The 18,059-nt window shown below is 69.9% G+C and carries 17 protein-coding genes; 6 read left to right on the top strand and 11 right to left on the bottom strand.

The genetic code is table 11. From position 1 onward, the window contains the following. Positions 1-2 precede the first annotated feature (2 nt). On the top strand, positions 3-1,136 hold the full coding sequence (locus tag AC0B44_RS18880; protein ID WP_471904334.1) for a glycosyltransferase family 2 protein: 1,134 nt from the start codon (positions 3-5) through the stop codon (positions 1,134-1,136). Between the two features lie 38 nt (positions 1,137-1,174). On the opposite strand, the gene metF is transcribed toward AC0B44_RS18880, so the two are convergent. Then, positions 1,175-2,101 carry a methylenetetrahydrofolate reductase [NAD(P)H] gene (gene metF, locus AC0B44_RS18885; protein ID WP_471904362.1) on the bottom strand — a complete coding sequence of 309 codons (927 nt, stop codon included), beginning with the start codon at positions 2,099-2,101 and terminating at the stop codon, positions 1,175-1,177. A 190-nt stretch (positions 2,102-2,291) separates the two neighbouring features. Between metF and AC0B44_RS18890 the strand changes: the two genes are divergently transcribed. The 4 genes from AC0B44_RS18890 to AC0B44_RS18905 all read left to right on the top strand — a co-directional run bounded on the left by AC0B44_RS18890 (position 2,292) and on the right by AC0B44_RS18905 (position 7,702). After that, complete coding sequence (locus tag AC0B44_RS18890; protein ID WP_471904363.1) at positions 2,292-3,386, top strand: polyprenyl synthetase family protein; 1,095 nt, start codon at positions 2,292-2,294, stop codon at positions 3,384-3,386. After that, positions 3,386-4,960 carry a phytoene desaturase family protein gene (gene crtI, locus AC0B44_RS18895; protein ID WP_471904335.1) on the top strand — a complete coding sequence of 525 codons (1,575 nt, stop codon included), beginning with the start codon at positions 3,386-3,388 and terminating at the stop codon, positions 4,958-4,960. Before AC0B44_RS18890 ends, crtI begins: the two co-directional genes overlap by 1 nt. Before the next feature lie 130 nt (positions 4,961-5,090). Next, positions 5,091-6,728: an alpha-(1->6)-mannopyranosyltransferase A gene (locus AC0B44_RS18900; RefSeq protein ID WP_471904336.1), complete on the top strand. Its 1,638-nt coding sequence runs from the start codon at positions 5,091-5,093 to the stop codon at positions 6,726-6,728. 8 nt (positions 6,729-6,736) lie between these two features. Next, on the top strand, positions 6,737-7,702 hold the full coding sequence (locus AC0B44_RS18905) for a phytoene/squalene synthase family protein (protein ID WP_471904337.1): 966 nt from the start codon (positions 6,737-6,739) through the stop codon (positions 7,700-7,702). On the opposite strand, the gene AC0B44_RS18910 is transcribed toward AC0B44_RS18905, so the two are convergent. Then, positions 7,671-8,042 (bottom strand): Rv2175c family DNA-binding protein, encoded by a 372-nt coding sequence (locus AC0B44_RS18910; RefSeq protein ID WP_471904338.1) that lies wholly within the window; start codon positions 8,040-8,042, stop codon positions 7,671-7,673. The two genes, AC0B44_RS18905 and AC0B44_RS18910, sit on opposite strands and share 32 nt — an antisense overlap. Before the next feature lie 187 nt (positions 8,043-8,229). On the opposite strand from AC0B44_RS18910, the gene pknB reads away from it, so the two are divergent. Next, positions 8,230-10,290, top strand: coding sequence for a Stk1 family PASTA domain-containing Ser/Thr kinase (gene pknB / locus AC0B44_RS18915; protein ID WP_471904339.1), 2,061 nt, complete (start codon positions 8,230-8,232; stop codon positions 10,288-10,290). A gap of 60 nt (positions 10,291-10,350) precedes the next feature. Here the strand turns inward: pknB and AC0B44_RS18920 are convergent, their stop codons facing one another. The 9 genes from AC0B44_RS18920 to AC0B44_RS18960 all read right to left on the bottom strand — a co-directional run bounded on the left by AC0B44_RS18920 (position 10,351) and on the right by AC0B44_RS18960 (position 18,018). Beyond that, positions 10,351-11,736 (bottom strand): class II 3-deoxy-7-phosphoheptulonate synthase, encoded by a 1,386-nt coding sequence (locus AC0B44_RS18920; RefSeq protein ID WP_471904340.1) that lies wholly within the window; start codon positions 11,734-11,736, stop codon positions 10,351-10,353. 56 nt (positions 11,737-11,792) lie between these two features. After that, entirely contained in the window at positions 11,793-12,284 is a 492-nt protein-coding gene (locus tag AC0B44_RS18925) for a polyadenylate-specific 3'-exoribonuclease AS (RefSeq protein ID WP_471904341.1), read from the bottom strand. 54 nt (positions 12,285-12,338) lie between these two features. After that, positions 12,339-13,088, bottom strand: coding sequence for a lysophospholipid acyltransferase family protein (locus AC0B44_RS18930; RefSeq protein WP_471904342.1), 750 nt, complete (start codon positions 13,086-13,088; stop codon positions 12,339-12,341). A 145-nt stretch (positions 13,089-13,233) separates the two neighbouring features. Beyond that, positions 13,234-14,220 (bottom strand): ROK family glucokinase, encoded by a 987-nt coding sequence (locus AC0B44_RS18935; protein WP_471904343.1) that lies wholly within the window; start codon positions 14,218-14,220, stop codon positions 13,234-13,236. Between the two features lie 17 nt (positions 14,221-14,237). Then, entirely contained in the window at positions 14,238-14,648 is a 411-nt protein-coding gene (locus AC0B44_RS18940) for a hypothetical protein (protein WP_471904344.1), read from the bottom strand. After that, positions 14,645-15,835, bottom strand: a complete 1,191-nt coding sequence (locus AC0B44_RS18945) for an ArsA family ATPase (protein WP_471904345.1) — start codon at positions 15,833-15,835, stop codon at positions 14,645-14,647. The genes AC0B44_RS18940 and AC0B44_RS18945 overlap by 4 nt, the downstream gene beginning before the upstream one ends. A gap of 53 nt (positions 15,836-15,888) precedes the next feature. Next, entirely contained in the window at positions 15,889-16,326 is a 438-nt protein-coding gene (locus AC0B44_RS18950; protein WP_471904346.1) for an SRPBCC family protein, read from the bottom strand. 95 nt (positions 16,327-16,421) lie between these two features. Then, positions 16,422-16,811, bottom strand: a complete 390-nt coding sequence (locus AC0B44_RS18955) for a polyketide cyclase / dehydrase and lipid transport (RefSeq protein WP_471904347.1) — start codon at positions 16,809-16,811, stop codon at positions 16,422-16,424. A gap of 10 nt (positions 16,812-16,821) precedes the next feature. Continuing rightward, positions 16,822-18,018: a glycosyltransferase family 4 protein gene (locus AC0B44_RS18960; RefSeq protein ID WP_471904348.1), complete on the bottom strand. Its 1,197-nt coding sequence runs from the start codon at positions 18,016-18,018 to the stop codon at positions 16,822-16,824. Positions 18,019-18,059 lie beyond the last annotated feature (41 nt).

Raw genomic sequence — 18,059 nt, forward strand, 5'->3', positions numbered from 1 at the left:
GGATGAACCGAACGGTCGCCGTCGGCGCGGGTATCGCGCTGTACGGAGCCGTCGTCGCCACCGCCAACCGCGTCGCGGTGCCCCGCCTGCGCGACGGTGCGGCCGTCACGGAACCGGTCACCGTCATCGTCCCGGCCCGCGACGAGGCGTCCCGGATCGGCGCTGTCGTCGCCGATCTCCGGGCACAGCACGGTGTGCCGGGCTTGCGGGTCCTCGTCCTCGACGACGACTCGTCCGACGACACTTTCGAGATCGCCCGGCAGGCTGCGGGCGACGACCCGCGCGTGCGCGTCGTGCGTTCCACGACGCCTCCCCCGCCGGGCTGGACGGGTAAGGCGGCAGCGTGCGAGCACGCCTTCTCCGTGGCCGATCCGGGCGAGACCGGCGCCGTGGTGTTCATCGACGCCGACGTCCGGTTGCGACCGGGCGCGATCGCCGCAGCGGTCGCGTTGCTCCGGGCACGTTCTGCCGCACTGGTGTCGCCGTGGCCGTTCCAGGTCGCGGGCTCGGTGACGGAACGTCTCGTTCAGCCCCTGCTGTTCTGGTCGTGGTTCACGACCTTGCCGGTCGCGGTCTCCCACCGCACCCGGCGACCGTCGATGGCCGTCGCGTGCGGGCAGTTCCTCGCCTTCGACACCGCGGACTACCGCTCGATCGGAGGACACTCGGCGGTCGCGTCGAGCCCAACCGAAGACCTCGACCTCGCGCGGACGCTGCGACGGGCCGGACACCCGACGATCGTCGCTGCGGGCGGGTCACTCGTGTCGTGCCGGATGTACGAGGGCCGCAAGGCCGTGACCGGCGGTTACACACGCTGGCTGTGGTCGGCGTTCGGATCGCGTGCCGGCGCGGCAGCGGTCGTCGCGACGTACGCGGTCGCGTACGTCGTGCCTCCGGTCGCCGCACTGGCGGGGCATGGGCGCACCCGGCGCTGGGGTGTGCTGGGCACGGCCGCCGCACTGCTCTCACGAGTGATCGCGAGGGCGGCCGAGCGGGGCACTCGCCCGGTCCCCGCCGACGCTCTGGCCGCCGCCACGCACCCGGTGTCCATCGCCGTCTTCGGATGGTTGACCGCAGCCTCGGTCCGCGCTCGCAGCGCGGGCCGGGCGATGTGGAAGAACCGGGTCCTGCCGTAACCGGCGGGCACCGGTGATCGGACAGGGTTGTGCGTGGATCAGACCGGCTGTCCCGCAGGCACGCTGGAGCGGACCTCGATACCGAGGCGCGTGAGCACCTCGCTGGTGGCGCGGGCGAAGTTGAGAGTGATGAAGTGCAGGCAGGGTGCGCCCTCGGCGATCAGCCGCTCGCACATCTCGGTCGCGACCTCGATCCCGACCTCGCGTACGGCGGCACGATCCTCCTCAGGTCCGTCGCCCGCCGCGCGCACCAGGCGTTCCTCGAGCGCGGCGGGAAGCTTCGAGCCCGACAGTTCGAGGCTCCGGCGCGCCGAGCGCAGCGACGTGATCGGCATGATCTCCGGAATGATCGGCTTGGCGGCCTGTTCCGGATCGCACGCCGCAACCCGGTCCCGCAGGCGCAGATAATGCTCGACGTCGAAGAACATCTGCGTGATCGAGTACTCGGCGCCCGCGCGCAGTTTCCGGACGAGATACCGGGTGTCGTGATCGAGATCCGGTGAGCGGTGGTGCCCTTCGGGGAACGACGCCACGCCCACGTGGAAGTCACCGAGATCGCGCACCAACCGGACGAGTTCGTCGGCGTGCTCGAGACCGTCGGGGTGCTTCTCCCATTCGCCGAGCGGATTGCCCGGCGGGTCGCCGCGCAGCGCGAGGATGTTGGTGATGCCCCGGTCGGCGTAGGCACCGACCATGGCGCGGATCTCGTCGATGCTGTGCCCGACGGCGGTGAGGTGCGCGACCGGGAGCAAGGTGGTTTCCTCGGCGAGGTCGCCGGTGACGCGGACGGTGCGGTCTCGGGTCGATCCGCCGGCGCCGTATGTCATGGAGACAAAAGCGGGGCCGAGCCGCTCGAACGCGCGCACAGCCCGCCACAGGCGTGCCTCTGCGTCGGCGTCCCGAGGCGGCGAGAACTCGACCGAGAACGGAATCCTGCCGGACCGTGTGGCACCGAGACGGTCCACGATGGATGGGGTGCGGGACTCTCCGCTGTCCTCGGTCGCCCTGACCAGATCGTTTTCCACGCGTTCAGCATAAGGCGCGGGCATTCGCATCCGGTCCGCGGCGACCCCGGAGGGGTCCGGATAGGGTGGACCGAGGTGCCGGGACCGTTGTCGTCCGACGGTGCCGTGCACATCGACCAGGAGGTTAGTCCTGTCCACCGGAGCCGATCCCGCGCCCGCCCCCTCGCTTCCCGGACTCGTCGAGGACGCCCTGCGGGAGTTCTTCTCCACCCGCGCCGAACTCGTCGACTCGGTCGGCGGTGAATACCGCGAGGCAGTCGCGACGCTCCAGTCGTTCGTGCTGCGCGGCGGAAAGCGAGTCCGCCCGGCGTTCGCATGGACAGGCTGGCTCGGCGCCGGCGGCGATCCCGCCGGTCCCGATTCCCAGGCTGTGCTGCGTGCCTGTTCCGCGCTCGAACTCGTGCAGGCCGGCGCGCTCGTCCACGACGACATCATCGATGCGTCGACCACTCGCCGGGGTTTCCCCACCGTCCACATCGAGTTCGCTTCCCGGCACCGCGACGCCGGGTGGCAGGGTGCGCCGGAACAGTTCGGTGAAGCCGCTGCCATCCTCCTCGGCGACCTCGCGCTCGTCTGGGCCGACGACATGGTGCGCGAGTCGGGGCTGTCCGCCGAGCAACTCGCGCGGCTGACACCGGTGTGGTCGGCCATGCGCACCGAAGTCCTCGGCGGCCAGTACCTCGACATCGTCGGTGAGGTCGCGTCGGACGAGACGGTCGAGGCCGCGACCCGCGTGAACCGCTACAAGACCGCGGCGTACACGATCGAGCGACCGCTGCACATCGGCGCGGTACTCGCCGGCGCCGACGATGACCTCATCGCCGCGTACCGCCGGTTCGGCACCGACATCGGACTGGCATTCCAGCTTCGCGACGACCTGCTCGGAGTCTTCGGCGACCCCGCCGTCACCGGCAAACCCTCCGGAGACGATCTCCGCAGCGGCAAGCGCACCGTCCTTCTCGCGCTCGCGCTCGAATCCGCGGACGCAACCGACCCCGCGGCGGGGCGTGCCCTGCGCGACGCGATCGGCGCCGACCTGACGGACGACGAGGTCGAGCGCATGCGCGGCCTGCTCGTCGACCTCGGGGCGGTCGATCGAGTGGAGCAGCGCATCACCGCACTCACGGAGAGCGCGTTCGAGGCACTCGAGGCTTCCACCGCCACCGAGGAGGGCAAAGCGCGGTTACGCGCGGCCGCGTACGCCGCGACACGCCGCGCGGCCTGATGTCCGGCACACGCACGGTGCAGGACGCGCACCGCGTCGTCGTGGTCGGTGCCGGGCTCGCGGGCCTCGCCGCAGCCCTGCATCTTCGTGGTGCGGGCAAAGAGGTCACCGTGCTCGAACGCGAGAGCACGGTCGGCGGCCGGGTCGGAACGTATGCCGGGCCCGGGTACGAGATCGACAACGGCGCAACCGTCCTGACCATGCCGGACCTGATCGCCGACGCACTCGCGGCGGTCGGCGCCGACTTCGCGTCGGTGGACCCGCCGCTGCGCGTGTCCCGCCTCACTCCCACCTACCACGCCCGGTTCGACGACGGCAGCACCCTCGACGTCCACTCGGACCCGGACGCGATGGCTGCGGAGATCACGCGACTGTCCGGAGCACAGGAAGCACAACGCTATCTGCGCCTGCGCCGCTGGCTCGCCGACATCTTCGACGCCGAGTTCGACCGGTTCATGGATGCGAGTTTCGATTCACCGCTCGATCTCGTCTCCTCGCCTGCCGCCGTCCGTGACCTGCTGCGCCTGCTCCGGCTCGGCGGTTTCGGCCGGCTCGGGGCGCAGGTCGGCCGCCGGATCACCGATCCACGGTTGCGCAAGGTGTTCACCTTCCAGGCGCTCTACGCCGGCGTTGCTCCCGCCCAGGCGCTCGCGGTGTACGGCGCCATCGCCCACATGGACACCACGCTCGGCGTGTACACCGTCGAGGGAGGAATGCGCCGGATCGCCCGTGCCATGACGGAAGCATTCGTCGGCGCGGGTGGCCGAGTGCATCTCGGCAGCGACGTGGTGTCCCTCGAGCGGGACGCGAACCGGGTCACGGCAGTGTGCACGGCGGACGGCCGGCGGTTCGGGTGCGACGCCGTGGTGCTCACCACCGGTTCACCCGTCGCCGACGATCTGCTGGCCACGCGCCGGCGTCGCCGGATCCTTGCGGCGCCGTCCGCCGTGGTGTTGCACGGCACCGTCCCCACCGCGATTTCCCGCACGTGGGACGCCCGGCACCACCACGTCATCGACTTCGGCGCGGCGTGGGAACGCACGTTCGCCGAGATCACCCGGCCGCAGGGTCGTGGACGGCTGATGTCGGATCCGTCCCTGCTCATCACCCGGCCCGCCATCTCGGACCCGGGACAGTTGCTGCAGCGCGACGGCACCGAACACGAACCGTTGTCGGTGCTCGCACCGTGCCCGAACCTCGACAGCGCGCCCTTCGACTGGTCGGCGTTGTCCGGTCCCTACCGACGCGAACTGCTCGCGGTGCTGGAATCGCGCGGCTACCACGGCGTGACGGACGGGTTCCGGATCGACCACGTCGACACTCCCGCCACGTGGCACGCCCGGGGCATGATCGACGGTAGTCCGTTCGCCGCGGCGCACGTGTTCCGCCAGACGGGCCCGTTCCGCCGCCGCAATTTCGATCCCCGATTCCCGAATGTGGTGCTCGCAGGGTCGGATACCGTGCCCGGGGTCGGTGTTCCGACCGTGCTGATGTCGGGACGGCTGGCCGCCGAACGTCTCGGCGTGCGGCGGGCGCCGCGGACTAGGGAGTCGCCGGCCTCGAGCCTCCACTAAACTGTCAGCGTTCGTCAACACACTGCTCGTTCGTCAGCACACTGCTCGTCGGCACACCCGTCCGTCAGTACACCGTTCGTCAGACCCTGCGCTCCGCGCCGGCACCGTTTCCGGGGAGGAACCCACACCCATGTCGTCCCCCGCCGCCCCCGACGCCGACCCGCAGGACAGATCGGTGGCGGAGTCGGCAGCATCCACATCCCCCGAGGGTGCCGCCCCGGCGGACCGCGCCTCGACCGGCAAGATGCCGGCCGGCAGGATCACCTCATTCCTTCGGAGCCCCGCCGGCAACGCAGCGCTTCTCGGCACCTGCGGTTCGGTGCTGATGACCTTCGGCAGCTTCGGCGCCGGCAGCGTCCGGCGGAAGGATCCGCTGCTCGAAGAGATGTTCTTGTCGTGGCTGCGGTTCGGCCACGGGCAACTGCTGTCCGTGATCATTCTCTGGGTCGGCGTGCTGATCATGATCGGCGCGTGGGTCCGCGTGGGACGCGCGACGCTCGCCGGCACCGTCGGCCTGCGCGACCTGTGGACCGTGCTCCCTGCATGGACGGCACCGCTGCTGGTCGCGACACCCATGTTCAGCCGCGACGCGTATTCCTACCTCGCGCAGGGCGCGATGCTGCGGGCCGGCTTCGATCCGTACACCGACGGGCCGGTGGTCAATCCCGGCGTGCTGCTCGACAACGTCAGCAACGTGTGGACGACGACGACCACGCCGTACGGTCCGGTCCACCTGCTGCTCGGCTCGGGTATCACCGCCGTCACCGGCGACAACGTGGTGTCGGGCACCTGGCTGTGGCGCATCCTGATGCTGCCCGGCCTGTTCCTGATGGCCTGGGCGGTACCCCGGCTGGCACGCCGGATGGGCGGTAACCCGGCGATTGCCCTGTGGCTCGCAGTGCTCAACCCGTTGGTCCTCATCCACCTCGTCGGCGGCGTGCACAACGAACTCCTCATGGTCGGACTGATGACGGCGGGCATCGTCCTCGTCCTTCAGGGACGTCACATGGGAGGCATCGCCCTGGTGTCCCTCGGCGCCGCGATCAAAGCCACCGCGGGGCTCGCGCTGCCGTTCCTGATCTGGGTGTGGATGATCCACGAACGCGACCGCGCGCTCGCCGAAGGCCGGGAACCCGCCGCGCCCGTGCGGTTGTTCTTCAAGGCCGTCGGCGCCGGGTTCGCGGTGTTCGTGGCGGTCTTCGGGGGCGCTTCGCTGCTGGCGGGCGTGGGCATCGGCTGGCTGACGGCTCTGTCCGGTTCCTCGAAGATCATCAACTGGCTCTCCCTGCCCACGATGGTCGCGCACGTGGGCACCTGGATCACGCCGTGGCGACTCGGTTCGATCCTCGACGTGACCCGGATGCTGTGCGCGCTCGCACTGGTCGCGATCCTCGCCTGGGCGTGGTGGCGCTTCCGCCGCACCGAACGCGACGCCGTGCTGGGCATCGTCATCGCGCTGACCGCCGTGACGTTGCTGTCTCCCGCCGCGCTGCCCTGGTACTACTCGTGGCCGCTCGCCGTGGCCGCGGCCTTCGCGATGTCGACCCGCACGCTCATGATCCTGGTGGGCCTGTCCACGTGGCTGATGCTGGTCTTCAATCCGGACGGTTCGATCGGTATGTACAACATCGCGCATGTCGCCCTCGCGGTGCTGGCGGCCGTGATCGCGGCTCGATCGCTGACCACCCGCGATCCGTTGCGGCTCGGCCCCCGGCACACTGCCGCACGACGCGGGACGCCCGGCTCCGCAGCGGCCGACGGGGACTGATCACCGGAGTGTTCGAGCACCAGGCCCGCAGAGCGCGTCCCGACGACCTGGACGCCGCCTTCGCCCATTGCGCCCGGCTCACCGCGCAACACGGCCGCACCTACGATCTCGCGGCGCGTCTGCTGCCACCCGCGCGGCGACGCGCGGTGCACGCCCTCTACGGGTTCGCGCGCGTCGTCGACGACATCGTCGATGTCACCGCCGTCGACGACCCGGCCGAGGCCGCGCGGGGACTGGCCGTTGCGGAGCAGCGTCTCCACGCCGCGCTCGCGGGCGATCCCGGTCCGGCCGACGACCTCGGGTCGGTCTTGCGGGCCCTCGCCGAGACGGTGCACCGATACGAGATTCCCGTCGCGCACTTCGATGCTTTCCTGCGTTCCATGCGGATGGACGTGCCGGGCACGCCCGAGTACCGCAACCGGTACCCCGACATGGCCGATTTGGGTGACTACATGTACGGCTCGGCCGGGGTGATCGGTCTCCAACTGCTCCCTGTCTTCGGGGTGGACGATCCCGCTGCGGCTCGGTACGCGGCGGCGCTCGGCACGGCGTTCCAGCTCACGAACTTCATCCGCGATGTCGGGGAGGATCTCGACCGCGATCGTCTCTATCTCCCGGTCGATCTGTGGTCCGCGTTCGGGGTCGAGGTCGAACTGCTGCGCGCGGGTCGCCGCACCGGCGTGGTGGACGCGCGGGTGCGCCGCGCGCTGGCCCACGCGGTCGCGTTGACGCGTGCCGAGTACCGCGCCGCCGAACCGGGCCTGGACCTGTTACCGGACCGGGTGCGTCCGGGCATCCGCGCCGCATTCGTGCTCTACGGACGCATCCTCGACGAGGTCGAGGCCGGCGGCTTCCGCGTTCTGGACCGCCGGGCGATCGTCCCGCGGCGCACCCGTGCCGCCGTGGTGCTCGGGCAGGTCGCCGCGGGATCGTTCGGTGCCGTCAGAAGGCGAGCGCCTGAGCCCGTCGCATGACTTCGCGCGCCGAGTCGGTGTGGAGCGCGGCGATCGGGCAGCTGCCGGGCAGCGTGTCGTCGTCGTGGAACAGCCACTCGAGGATCTCGTCGTCGCCGAATCCGCCGTCGTGGAGCACGGCGAGCAGCCCGCGCAGCTGCGGGAGAACCCGCCCGTCCTCGTCGAAGAACGCCTTCGGCACGACCGGGACACGGTTGCGCTTGAGCGCGAGCAGTTGGCGGTCGCGCAGCATCTGGTGCACGCGGACGATCGGGACGTCGAGGCGTTTTGCAACGTCGGCGAGCTGATATACCGAGATGGATGGGTCGATGACGTCGTCGCAATAGGGAATCGCACTCACCCCTTAACGGTATCGTCGCTCCTCCACGGGTAGCTACGCGGCTGCCGCTTCGGCGGTCTGGCTACCATCTACAAAGGACGAGATCGGCTTCCGCGGCAGCGACGACGTACTCCGTCTCGCCGGCACCATGGCAGTCGCGTCCGGTGCCGGTTGTCGATGATCCACACCAGAGACGGGGGTACACCGGGTGACCGCTGGAGGCGACCGAATGGTCGGTGTCGTGCTCGACCGGCGCTATCGCATCGAATCGCGCGTCGCACGCGGCGGGATGTCCACGGTCTACCGCGCGACGGATCTGCGGTTGGACCGGCCGGTAGCGGTGAAGATCATGGATCCTCAGTTCGCCGCCGATCCCCAGTTTCTCGCCCGCTTCGAATTCGAGGCGCGGGCGGTCGCCCGGCTCAATCATCCCGGTCTCGTCGCCGTGTACGACCAGGGCCAGGACGGTGACCATGTGTTCCTGGTGATGGAACTGGTCGAGGGTGGCACCCTCCGCGAACTGCTCCGCGAGCGTGGTCCGATGCCGCCGCACGCGGCCGCGGCCGTCGCCGCACCCGTTCTCGGGGCCCTGGCCGTCGCTCACCGTGCCGGTCTGGTCCACCGCGACGTCAAACCGGAGAACGTTCTCATCTCCGAAGCCGGTGAGGTGAAGATCGCCGACTTCGGCCTCGTGCGGGCTGTCGCGGCCGCGACCACGACCTCACGCAGCGTCATCCTGGGCACCGCGGCCTACCTGTCACCGGAACAGGTCACCAGCGGTAGCGCGGACGCCCGCAGCGACGTCTATTCCGCCGGCGTGCTCGTGTTCGAGATGCTCACCGGTCGCACGCCGTTCACCGGCGACACGTCGCTGTCGGTGGCGTACCAGCGTGTCGAGAAGGATGTGCCCGACCCCGGATCGTGGATCGACGGAGTACCCGCGGAATTCGACGAACTGGTCCGCCGTGCCACCGAGCGCGAACCCGGCCAGCGGTTCGACGACGCGGAGGCGATGGCTCGGGCGCTCGGCGATGCGTGCGAGGCACTCGATCTGCCCCGGTATCGCGTACCTGCCCCGCGCCGGTCGGCGGCATCGAGCGCGGCACCTGCTGCCGCTGCTGCCGCTGCTGCTGCCGCCGCCGCGTCCGCCGCCCCGGCGTCACAGCGGGAACCTGCAACCACGGTGATCTCCGCGGCGGCATCGTCGCATGCTCCGACCTCGGTCTACCCGGTCGCGCCCGAGCAGATTCCGCCCGCCGACGCCGACGTGGCGCCCCCGGCAGAAGTGCACGCCACGCGCACGATGCACACCAAGGTCGTCACCCAGCCGCATCATCGGAGCGACCCGGAGCAGCCCGCCCCTCACGGCGATCACGTGAACGACCAACGGCGGCATCGTCGTTCCGTCATCGGGTGGATCGCTGCGATTCTCGTGCTCGCATTGTTCATGGGTATCGCGGGATGGTGGCTCGGCGCCGGACGTCTCACCGATGTACCGACCGTGAACGGACTCGACCGCGCCGCCGCCGTCTCCGCCATCGAGGCAGCAGGCCTGACGAGTGAGGTGCGCGGGGAGTACTCCGACGATGTCCCGCCCGAGACGGTGCTCGGCACCGATCCTCCGACCGGCTCCCGCGTTCCGGACGGCGGCTCGGTGGCTCTCCTGGTCTCGCTGGGCCCGCCGACGGTGCCGAATGTCCCGGGATCGGGTGAGCGATCGGTCGTCGAGGACGAATTGCGCCGGCGCACGTTCGAGCCTGTCGACGGCGGCAGCGCGTTCAGCACGACGGTGCCCGAGGGTGGTGTGGCTGCCCTGGATCCGGCGCCCGGCACGGTTCTGCCTGTCGGTTCGGAGGTCCGAGTCGTGGTGAGCAAGGGTTCGCCGCCGGTGGAGTTGCCCGATCTCGCCGGGAAGACCGTCGACGACGCGCGGCGGATCCTCGACGACGCCGGTCTGACCGTGAGCGACGTGGAGGAAGTGTTCGATCCGGAGATCGACGGCGGGCGGGTGTCCGGTACCGATCCGGAGGTCGGCACAGAGGTCGGCGCGGGTGGCACCGTGACGCTGCTGGTGTCGAACGCCGTCAAGGTGCCGTCGATGCTCGGGCGGTCCGTCGGATCTGCCCGCGACGAACTCGAGGAGATGGGGTTCGAGGTGACGGTGCGGCAGGTCGCCGACTCCGACCGGTCCGTGGTGATCGCTCAGAGTCCGGGTGCGAACGGCCGCGCGGAAGAGGGCAGCACGGTCACGTTGACCGCACTGCCCTGATCCCACACTGCCTGATCCGAAGTACCCGGTCGGCGGCGGAGCGCCGCCGACGGGTGGACGCTAGCCCCGCAGCATCTCCGCGACGAGGAACGCCAGTTCGATCGACTGCTGGGTGTTCAGACGCGGGTCGCACGCCGTCTCGTACCGACCGTGCAGGTCGAGGTCGGAGATGTCCTGGGCTCCGCCGAGGCACTCGGTGACGTTCTCCCCGGTGAGCTCGATGTGGATGCCGCCCGGGTGGGTACCGAGTGCGCGGTGCACCTCGAAGAAGCCCTGCACCTCGTCGACGATGCGATCGAAGTGGCGGGTCTTGTAGCCGGTGGACGCCTTGTGGGTGTTGCCGTGCATCGGGTCGCACTGCCAGATCACCTTGTGGCCGGTGGCCTCCACGGCCGCGACGATGCCGGGAAGCACCTCACGGACCTTCGAGTGACCCATCCGGGAGATCAGGGTCAGTCGTCCGGGCGTGTTGGTGGGGTCGAGCCGCTCGACGTATTCGGCGGCCATCTCGGGGGTCGTCGAGGGGCCGATCTTCAGGCCGATCGGGTTCGACAGCAGTTCGGCGAACGCGATGTGCGCGCCGTCGAGCTGACGAGTGCGGTCGCCGATCCACAGGAAGTGCGCCGACAGGTCGTACAGACGCGGTTCGTCACCGGAGGTGTCCAGCCGCAGCATGGCGCGTTCGTAGTCGAGGACGAGCGCCTCGTGGCTCGCGTAGATGGTCGCGGACCGCAGGTTGGGGTCCACGACGCCGCACGCATCCATGAAGCGCAGGCCCCGGTCGATTTCGGACGCGAGCGCTTCGTAGCGCGCACCCGCGGGCGACGACGCGACGAACGCGCGGTTCCAGTCGTGCACCCGGTGCAGGTCGGCCTCACCAGCTGCGGTGGCCGCGCGCACGAGGTTCATCGCGGCGCTCGCGTTGGCGTAGGCCCGCACCAGCCGGGACGGGTCGTGCGCGCGGACGCTCTCCTCGGCGACGAGCGAGTTGATCATGTCGCCGCGGTACGACTTGAGGCCGAGCGCGTCCGTGTCGGACGAGCGGGGCTTGGCGTACTGCCCGGCGATGCGGGCAACCTTCACGACCGGCGTCGACGCACCGTAGGTGAGAACGACGGCCATCTGCAGCAGCGTGCGGATGTTGCCTTTGATGTGCGGTTCGGTGTTGTCGGCGAAGGTTTCCGCGCAGTCGCCGCCCTGCAGCAGGAATGCCTCACCGCGTGCGACTGCCGCGAGCTGCCGCTTGAGCTCTTCGACCTCGCTGGGAACGGTGATGGGGGGCACGCTCTCGAGCACGGTCCGCATGGCTGCGGCCTGCTCCTCCGGCCAGGTCGGCTGTTGCAGCGCCGGCTTGGCAAGTGCCGCGTCGAGCTGGTCGCGCAGCTCCACCGGCAGTGGAGGCAGTTCGGGCAAGCGGTCGATCGGCACGTCCACAGTCCAGTTCACAGAACCCAGGATATGACCCGGCACGCCCGGTCGTGCGCGGACCCCGGATCGGGGTCTCACCGCGAACGGCGTGCGGCCTCGATCGCCTCGAACTTCGCGAGATTGTGGCGGGCGTCGGCGAGTGCGTCGTGGTTGTCGTCCGGGACTCGCGGCAGTGGGGGCCGGCCCGCGTATTCCCAGTGTTGCCGCAGCTCACGGGTGTATCGCGGGAGCACCTCGGGCAGTTCCGGCATCGTGCCCCACAGTTGCACGAGGACGACGTGGTCGTAGGCACCGATCCATGCCCACAGTTCCGGCTGGACGCCCGGCCTCGGAACGAGGAACTTCAGCAGGTCGTCGCGGATCCGTGCGCGCGAGCGCCATGCGGGATGCGAGGGGGACGGCAGCTTCGGAAGCACGTTGCGGCGAACCCACTCCCCCGCTCGGTCGGGGTCGAATTCTGTTGACACCGCGTAGAATTCGCGGCCGTCCTCGCAGGCGACACCGATCGATACGAGTTCGATGGTTCGACCGTCCTCGATGAACTCGCAGTCGTAGAAGTAGCGCACGTACTCACATTATGCCGGGGCAACCGGGCACGTGACCTGCGGGGTCGCGTTCGATCAGCCCGCCTGGGTGTCGGGGAGGCGATCCGCTTCAGGAGCCTGCGTCACCGCAGGCCCTTCCGCGATGCCGTCGGGCTTGGGCTCCTTGAGCGAGGCCGCGTAGATGTCGACGTATTCCTGGCCCGACAACTGCATGAGGGCGTACATGACCTCGTCGGTGACGGTGCGTTCGACGAACCGGTTGCCGCCCATGCCTTCGAAGCGGGAGAAGTCGATGGGCTTGCCGATGCGCACGGTGACTTTCGCCGGTCGCCACATCTTCGACCCGATCGGGTTCATCTGGTCGGTTCCGATCATCGCCACCGGAATGACGGGAACCCCGGTCTCGAGCGCGAGCCTGGCCAGGCCGGTCTTGCCCTTGTAGAGACGACCGTCGGGCGAGCGGGTCCCTTCGGGGTAGATACCCAGCAGTTTCTGCTGGCCGAGGACGCGGACACCGGCAGCGAGAGCGTCCTGGGCGGCGTCGGCGCTGGTGCGGTCGATGGGGACCTGCCCGGCCGCGGAGAAGAACCAGCGCTGGAACCGGCCCTTGAGCCCTGTTCCGGTGAAGTACTCGCTCTTCGCGAGGAAGGTGATCCGCCGCCGCACCAGCAGGGGAAGGTAGAACGAGTCGAGCACCGCGCGATGATTACTCGCCAGGATAGCCGGACCGTTGGCGGGAATGTTCTCGCCGCCTTCGAATTTCGGACGTCCCATGAGCAAGAGCAGAGGGCCCAGCAGAACGTACTTCAACAGCCAATACCACATGGCATCCTTCCCCGAAATCGATCGGTCCCCGATATGCGCCGGCGCGGAGGCAGCACTACCGTCCCGACGGTCGACTCTACGACGACGCGCCCACCACACGCACATCGGCAACGTGCCCGCCCCCACGCTGCGGCGCGCGAGGTGATCAGGATCTCACCTGTGGGCCGCTGCGCGCGAGGTCCGCCGCGCCGACGAGTCCCGCCGCGTCGCCGAGTTGGGTGACGCGGACGCGCGCGAGGGGCCGGTGACCGGCGCCGGTGGTCGCCGCGGCGTAGTGCTCGCGCGCGTCGTCGAGGAACAGCGACGCCGACCCGGACACCCCTCCCCCGATCACGATGATCTCGGGATCGTAGATGTCGGCCACCATTGCCAGGCCGAGTCCCAGCCAGCGGGCGAAGTCCGCGACCGCGGCGACGGCGAGCGGGTCACCGTCCTGCGCGGCGCCGGCGATCCGGCGTCCGGTCAGCGAGCCCGGATCGGCGGCGACACCTGCGGCGAGCTGAGATCTGCCCGGAGCCGATGCGAGCATCTCTACTGCTGTATCGACGAGTGCTGTTCCGCTGCAGTATCTTTCCCAGCACCCACGCTTCCCGCACGGGCAGGGCCGCCCGTCCGGCACGACCTGCAGATGACCGAGTTCCGGCGCGACTCCGTAGGCCCCGCGATACAACCTGCCGTCGATGAGCAACGCGGCGCCGATCCCGGTGCCGAGCGCCACGACCACCGCGACCCGGCTCCCGGCGGCGGCCCCGAATCGGTATTCGGCCCACGCCGCGGCGTTGGCGTCGTGCTCGAGCACCACCGGCAGCCCGAAGCGTTCCTCGAGTGTCGCCCGGACGGGGGCGCCGACCCACGGCAGGTGCGGGGCGAACCGCACGGTGGTGCGGTCGGCGGTGAGGAAACCCGCGACCGCGAGGCCGACGGCGGCCACGTCGTTGCGTTCGGCGAGGTGTGCCACGACCCGGTGCAGGGCGTCCTCGAGCACCGGCGCCGATCCGGGGGTGGGTGCTCGCACGGAGTCCACCACCTCACCGTCGCGGTTCACGACGGCAGCGCGGATGCTGGTGCCACCCACGTCGATTCCGATGGTGTGGCGGGCGGAGGACGCAGATCGGCGCGAGTCCGGGCTCATACCTACAGACTGCGGGGTCAGGGGCGGATGGTGACGGAGATCGGCACGAATCCCTTGCCCTGATCGCGGGGTTCGGGCGGCGCCGGATCCGTGGGCTCGGGCGAGCCCGGTTGTCCCGGGAGATGACGGGCGAGCCATTCGCGCACCAGAGCGATGAGGGCCGCGAGCTGGGAGGCCAGCAGCGTCAGCAACTCGTGATTCTCTCCGCGGAACAGTGCCACCGCGGCACACACCGGGCACCATGCGCAGCCGGTGGTCGCCGGAGGACGCGACTCTCCGCCGTGCTCGCCCGCACCGTGGGCCGTGGGAGCCGTGCCGGCGGTGTCGCCGCGGTCCGCCAGCTGGTCCACCACGCCGTCCATGAAGTCGAGGACCGTGTCGGCCAGGACTCGCAGGTCGGCGAGGAGCGGGTCGAAGTCTTCGCTCACTGCGGCCACACCGCCGGGTCGGGGGCGAACCGTACGAGAAGATCGGTGCCGTCGAACTCCGCCTCCGACACGGTGCACCTGCGCAGCACGGAGGCGAGACGGACGCGTCGGCGGATGCCGTCGGCGCCGACCACGAGGTCGTCGTCGACTCGTCCCAGCGTCAGCGACGACGGGTCGGCCAGCGGCAGATACATCCGCATCGCATACACAGACTCCACTCCCGTCCCCGACTCGTGCTCTACGCGAACCCGTTCCACGCCGCTGACCGGAAGGGCCTGCGGATCGCGGAGATCCCGGGAAAGACCGGTAGCCAACTCCCCGAGAGACGCCCACCCTACCGGTTCTTCGTCGAGTTGCTCACACCCGACCACCGGCACCTCGGTGACGATCGCGGTCGTCTCCGCGAGGACCGCCATCTGGTCTGCGCGGCGCCGCGCCAGCCATTGTGCGGCCGGACCGTCGTCGTCGAAGGCCGGCACGATCCCGTTGACGACCACCGCCTCGAGAGTCAGTCCGATCAGGGCGGTCCACGAGCGGAGCCGGGTCAACTCGGCGAGGCCCACGCGGTCGGGGGTCGACACGAGCACCGCCGTGGTCTCGGCCGGGTTCTCGAGCAGATCGCAGGTCGCGCCGATACCGGTGAGAACCCGGTCGTACAGCGCGACCACCACCGCCAGTCGCGGGTCGGGCCCGAGCGTCGCTTCGACGCGGCTGTGCTGTGGCCAGATGCGTTCCATGTATTCGGCGAACGTGCGTGGGGCCGTGAGCATCCGGACCGCGGCGGCCGACGCGGGCGCATCGACGATCACGGTGTTCCATCGGCCGCTTCCGGCCAGGCGCACGACCTCCGACCACGCGAGCAGTTCCTCGACCCCGGGCAGACCGGTGAGTTCCTCGGGTGCGGGGAGGGCGAACCGGTCGCCGTGCTCGTGGCCGGTCGCCATCGATGCCAGCGAGGCCAGGCTCGCGAAGCGCTGCTCGAGCAACGCCTGCGAATCGATTTCGATCAGGTCGAGGCCGTCGCCCGCGGACCGCACTCCTCGTCCGGGAGCGACACCCAGCACGTCGGTCAGTGAATGCGCCTGGTCGAGCGAGGCGACCAGCACCGGCGCCCCGGCGCGAGCGAGGCCCACTGCGGTCGCCGCGGCGAGTGTGGTCTTCCCGGCTCCACCCTTACCGAAGAACACGCGCACACGCGCGGGACCGGTTTCGCTCGAGGTGCCGGTTTCGCTCGAGGTGATCAGCCCTCCACCTGCTTCTTCAGTTCCTTGAGCGCGGTGTCGGTGATGACCTTCTCCGCCTTCCGCTTGAACAGTCCGATCATGGGGATGTTCACGTCGACGGTCAGTTGGTAGTCGACGACCGTCCCGCCGTCCGCGGTGTCGTTGAGAACGTACGAGCCGGACTGCGCCTTCTGGATCTCACCGGATTCCAGTTCCCAGCTCACGGCACGACCGTCTTCGGCCCACTGGTACCGCAGAACGTAGGTGTCCTTCACGATTCCTGCGTCGAGGACGAAGCGGACCCGCTCGGCGAGACCGTCGGGCCGGGTGTCGAGCACTTCGACCGTCTTGGCGGCCTCGACCCAGGTGGGGTAGGCGGCGAAATCGGCGATGACAGCCATGACCCGATCGGCCGGCGCATCGATGGTGATCGACCTCTTGGTCTTCTCGGCCATGCGATGAATGCTCCCTTTCGTCCGTCCCACCAGGGGCGGCGCACTCGACGCCGTCGCCCGTTGTCTATCACACACCGTATCGGGCGGCCACGAGCTCACAGGTGGGGGGATTCGCCTGCCGGACGACCCGCTTCGAGGCGTGCCTTCACCTCGAATGCCATCTTCTTTCCGGCGACGCGACGCGCACGCGTCAAGCCGGCCGTGTCCACCGTTCCGATGCGCTCGGGCGCGACACCTGTCGGTTCGCAGTGCAGGAAGTAGTGCACGACGGCACCGTCGAGAACGGGCTCGATCCACACTTCCATGGTTCCGTTGACAGGGCCTGCGACGGCCCACCGGATTCCCTTCTCGGCGCGGTCCTCCCGGACCGTGAGCGCGAGGTCGGGCCACCATGCCCGCCACCGCGCGGGCGACGCCACGGCCGCCGCGATCCGTTCCGGGGGTGCGGCGATGAAGGTTTGGTCCGCCACCTGAATGCTGCTCACGGGGACAGCTTCACATACCGGCCGACGGGGTTCGTCCGTCACCCCGCCGATCGGCGCCGGGGGGTGACGCCGCCGGTGCGACCTCGAGGAATCGGCGTAGCTTCGCTCCCAGCACGTCCCAGCGCCAGTCTTCGGACACCCACGCCCGTCCCGCGGCGCCCATGGCCGCGGCCCGGTCCCGGTCGGCGAGAATCCCGGCGACGGCCGTCGCGATGGCGGTCACCGACGTGCCGTCGACGACGAATCCGGTTTCCCCGTCCCGGACGGTTTCCGGTGCGCCGCCCGACCGCCCCGCGACGACCGGAACGCCGGTCGCGGAGGCTTCGAGGTACACGATGCCGAGGCCTTCGACGTCCAGTCCTCCGCCGCGGGTCCGGCACGGCATCGCGAACACGTCGGCGATCGTGTGGTGTGCCGCGAGCTCGGCGGCAGGGACACCGCCGGTGAAGACGACGTGGTCGGCGACGCCGGTGCGCTGCGCGAGGTCGCGCAACCGGTCCTCGTAGGGGCCGCCGCCGACGATGACGAGTACCGCACCGTCGATCCGGCGGCGGATCTCGGGCAGTGCGCGGATCAGCATGTCCTGGCCCTTGCGCGGAACCAGCCGCGACAGGCACAGCACCGTCGGGCGGTCGCCGAGGCGGTATCTGGCCCGCAACTCCGCGCGGGCCACCGGATCCGGGCAGAAGACGTCGGTGTCCACACCCGACGGGAGGTGTTCGAGTCCGGCGCGGGGGCCGAACGCCGAGGCGAACCGGCCGCGGGTGTAGCGGCTGACGTAGGTGATCGTGTCGGTGGTGTCGCCGATGCGGCGCAGGGCCGCGCGTCCTCCCGGAACCATCGACCATCCGACTTCGTGACCGTGGGTACTGGCGATCACGCGTTGCGCCCCGGCGCGCCGCACGACCGGCGCCAGGAGCGCCAGCGGTGCGGCTGCTCCGAACCACACGCTGTCGCAGTCGTATTCGTTCACCAGTTGCGCGGCGCGACGCGCCACGTCGGGGGTCGGGAGCATCAGTGTCGTGGGGTGCCGAACCACCTCGTACGGTTGCTGCGCGTCGAACTTCACGTGGCTGTCGCCGCGCCAGCGCGGTGCGTAGACCACCAGATCCTCGGCGGGCAACTGCCCTGCGAACGCCTGCAGATACGACTGGATACCGCCGGGACGGGGCGGAAAGTCATTCGTGACCAGCAGAGTTCGCGACATGGCTACACCGTAGCGAGGCCGGTGCCGCTCCCGGGTGGACG

This window comes from Rhodococcus sp. NPDC019050, assembly GCF_055664235.1.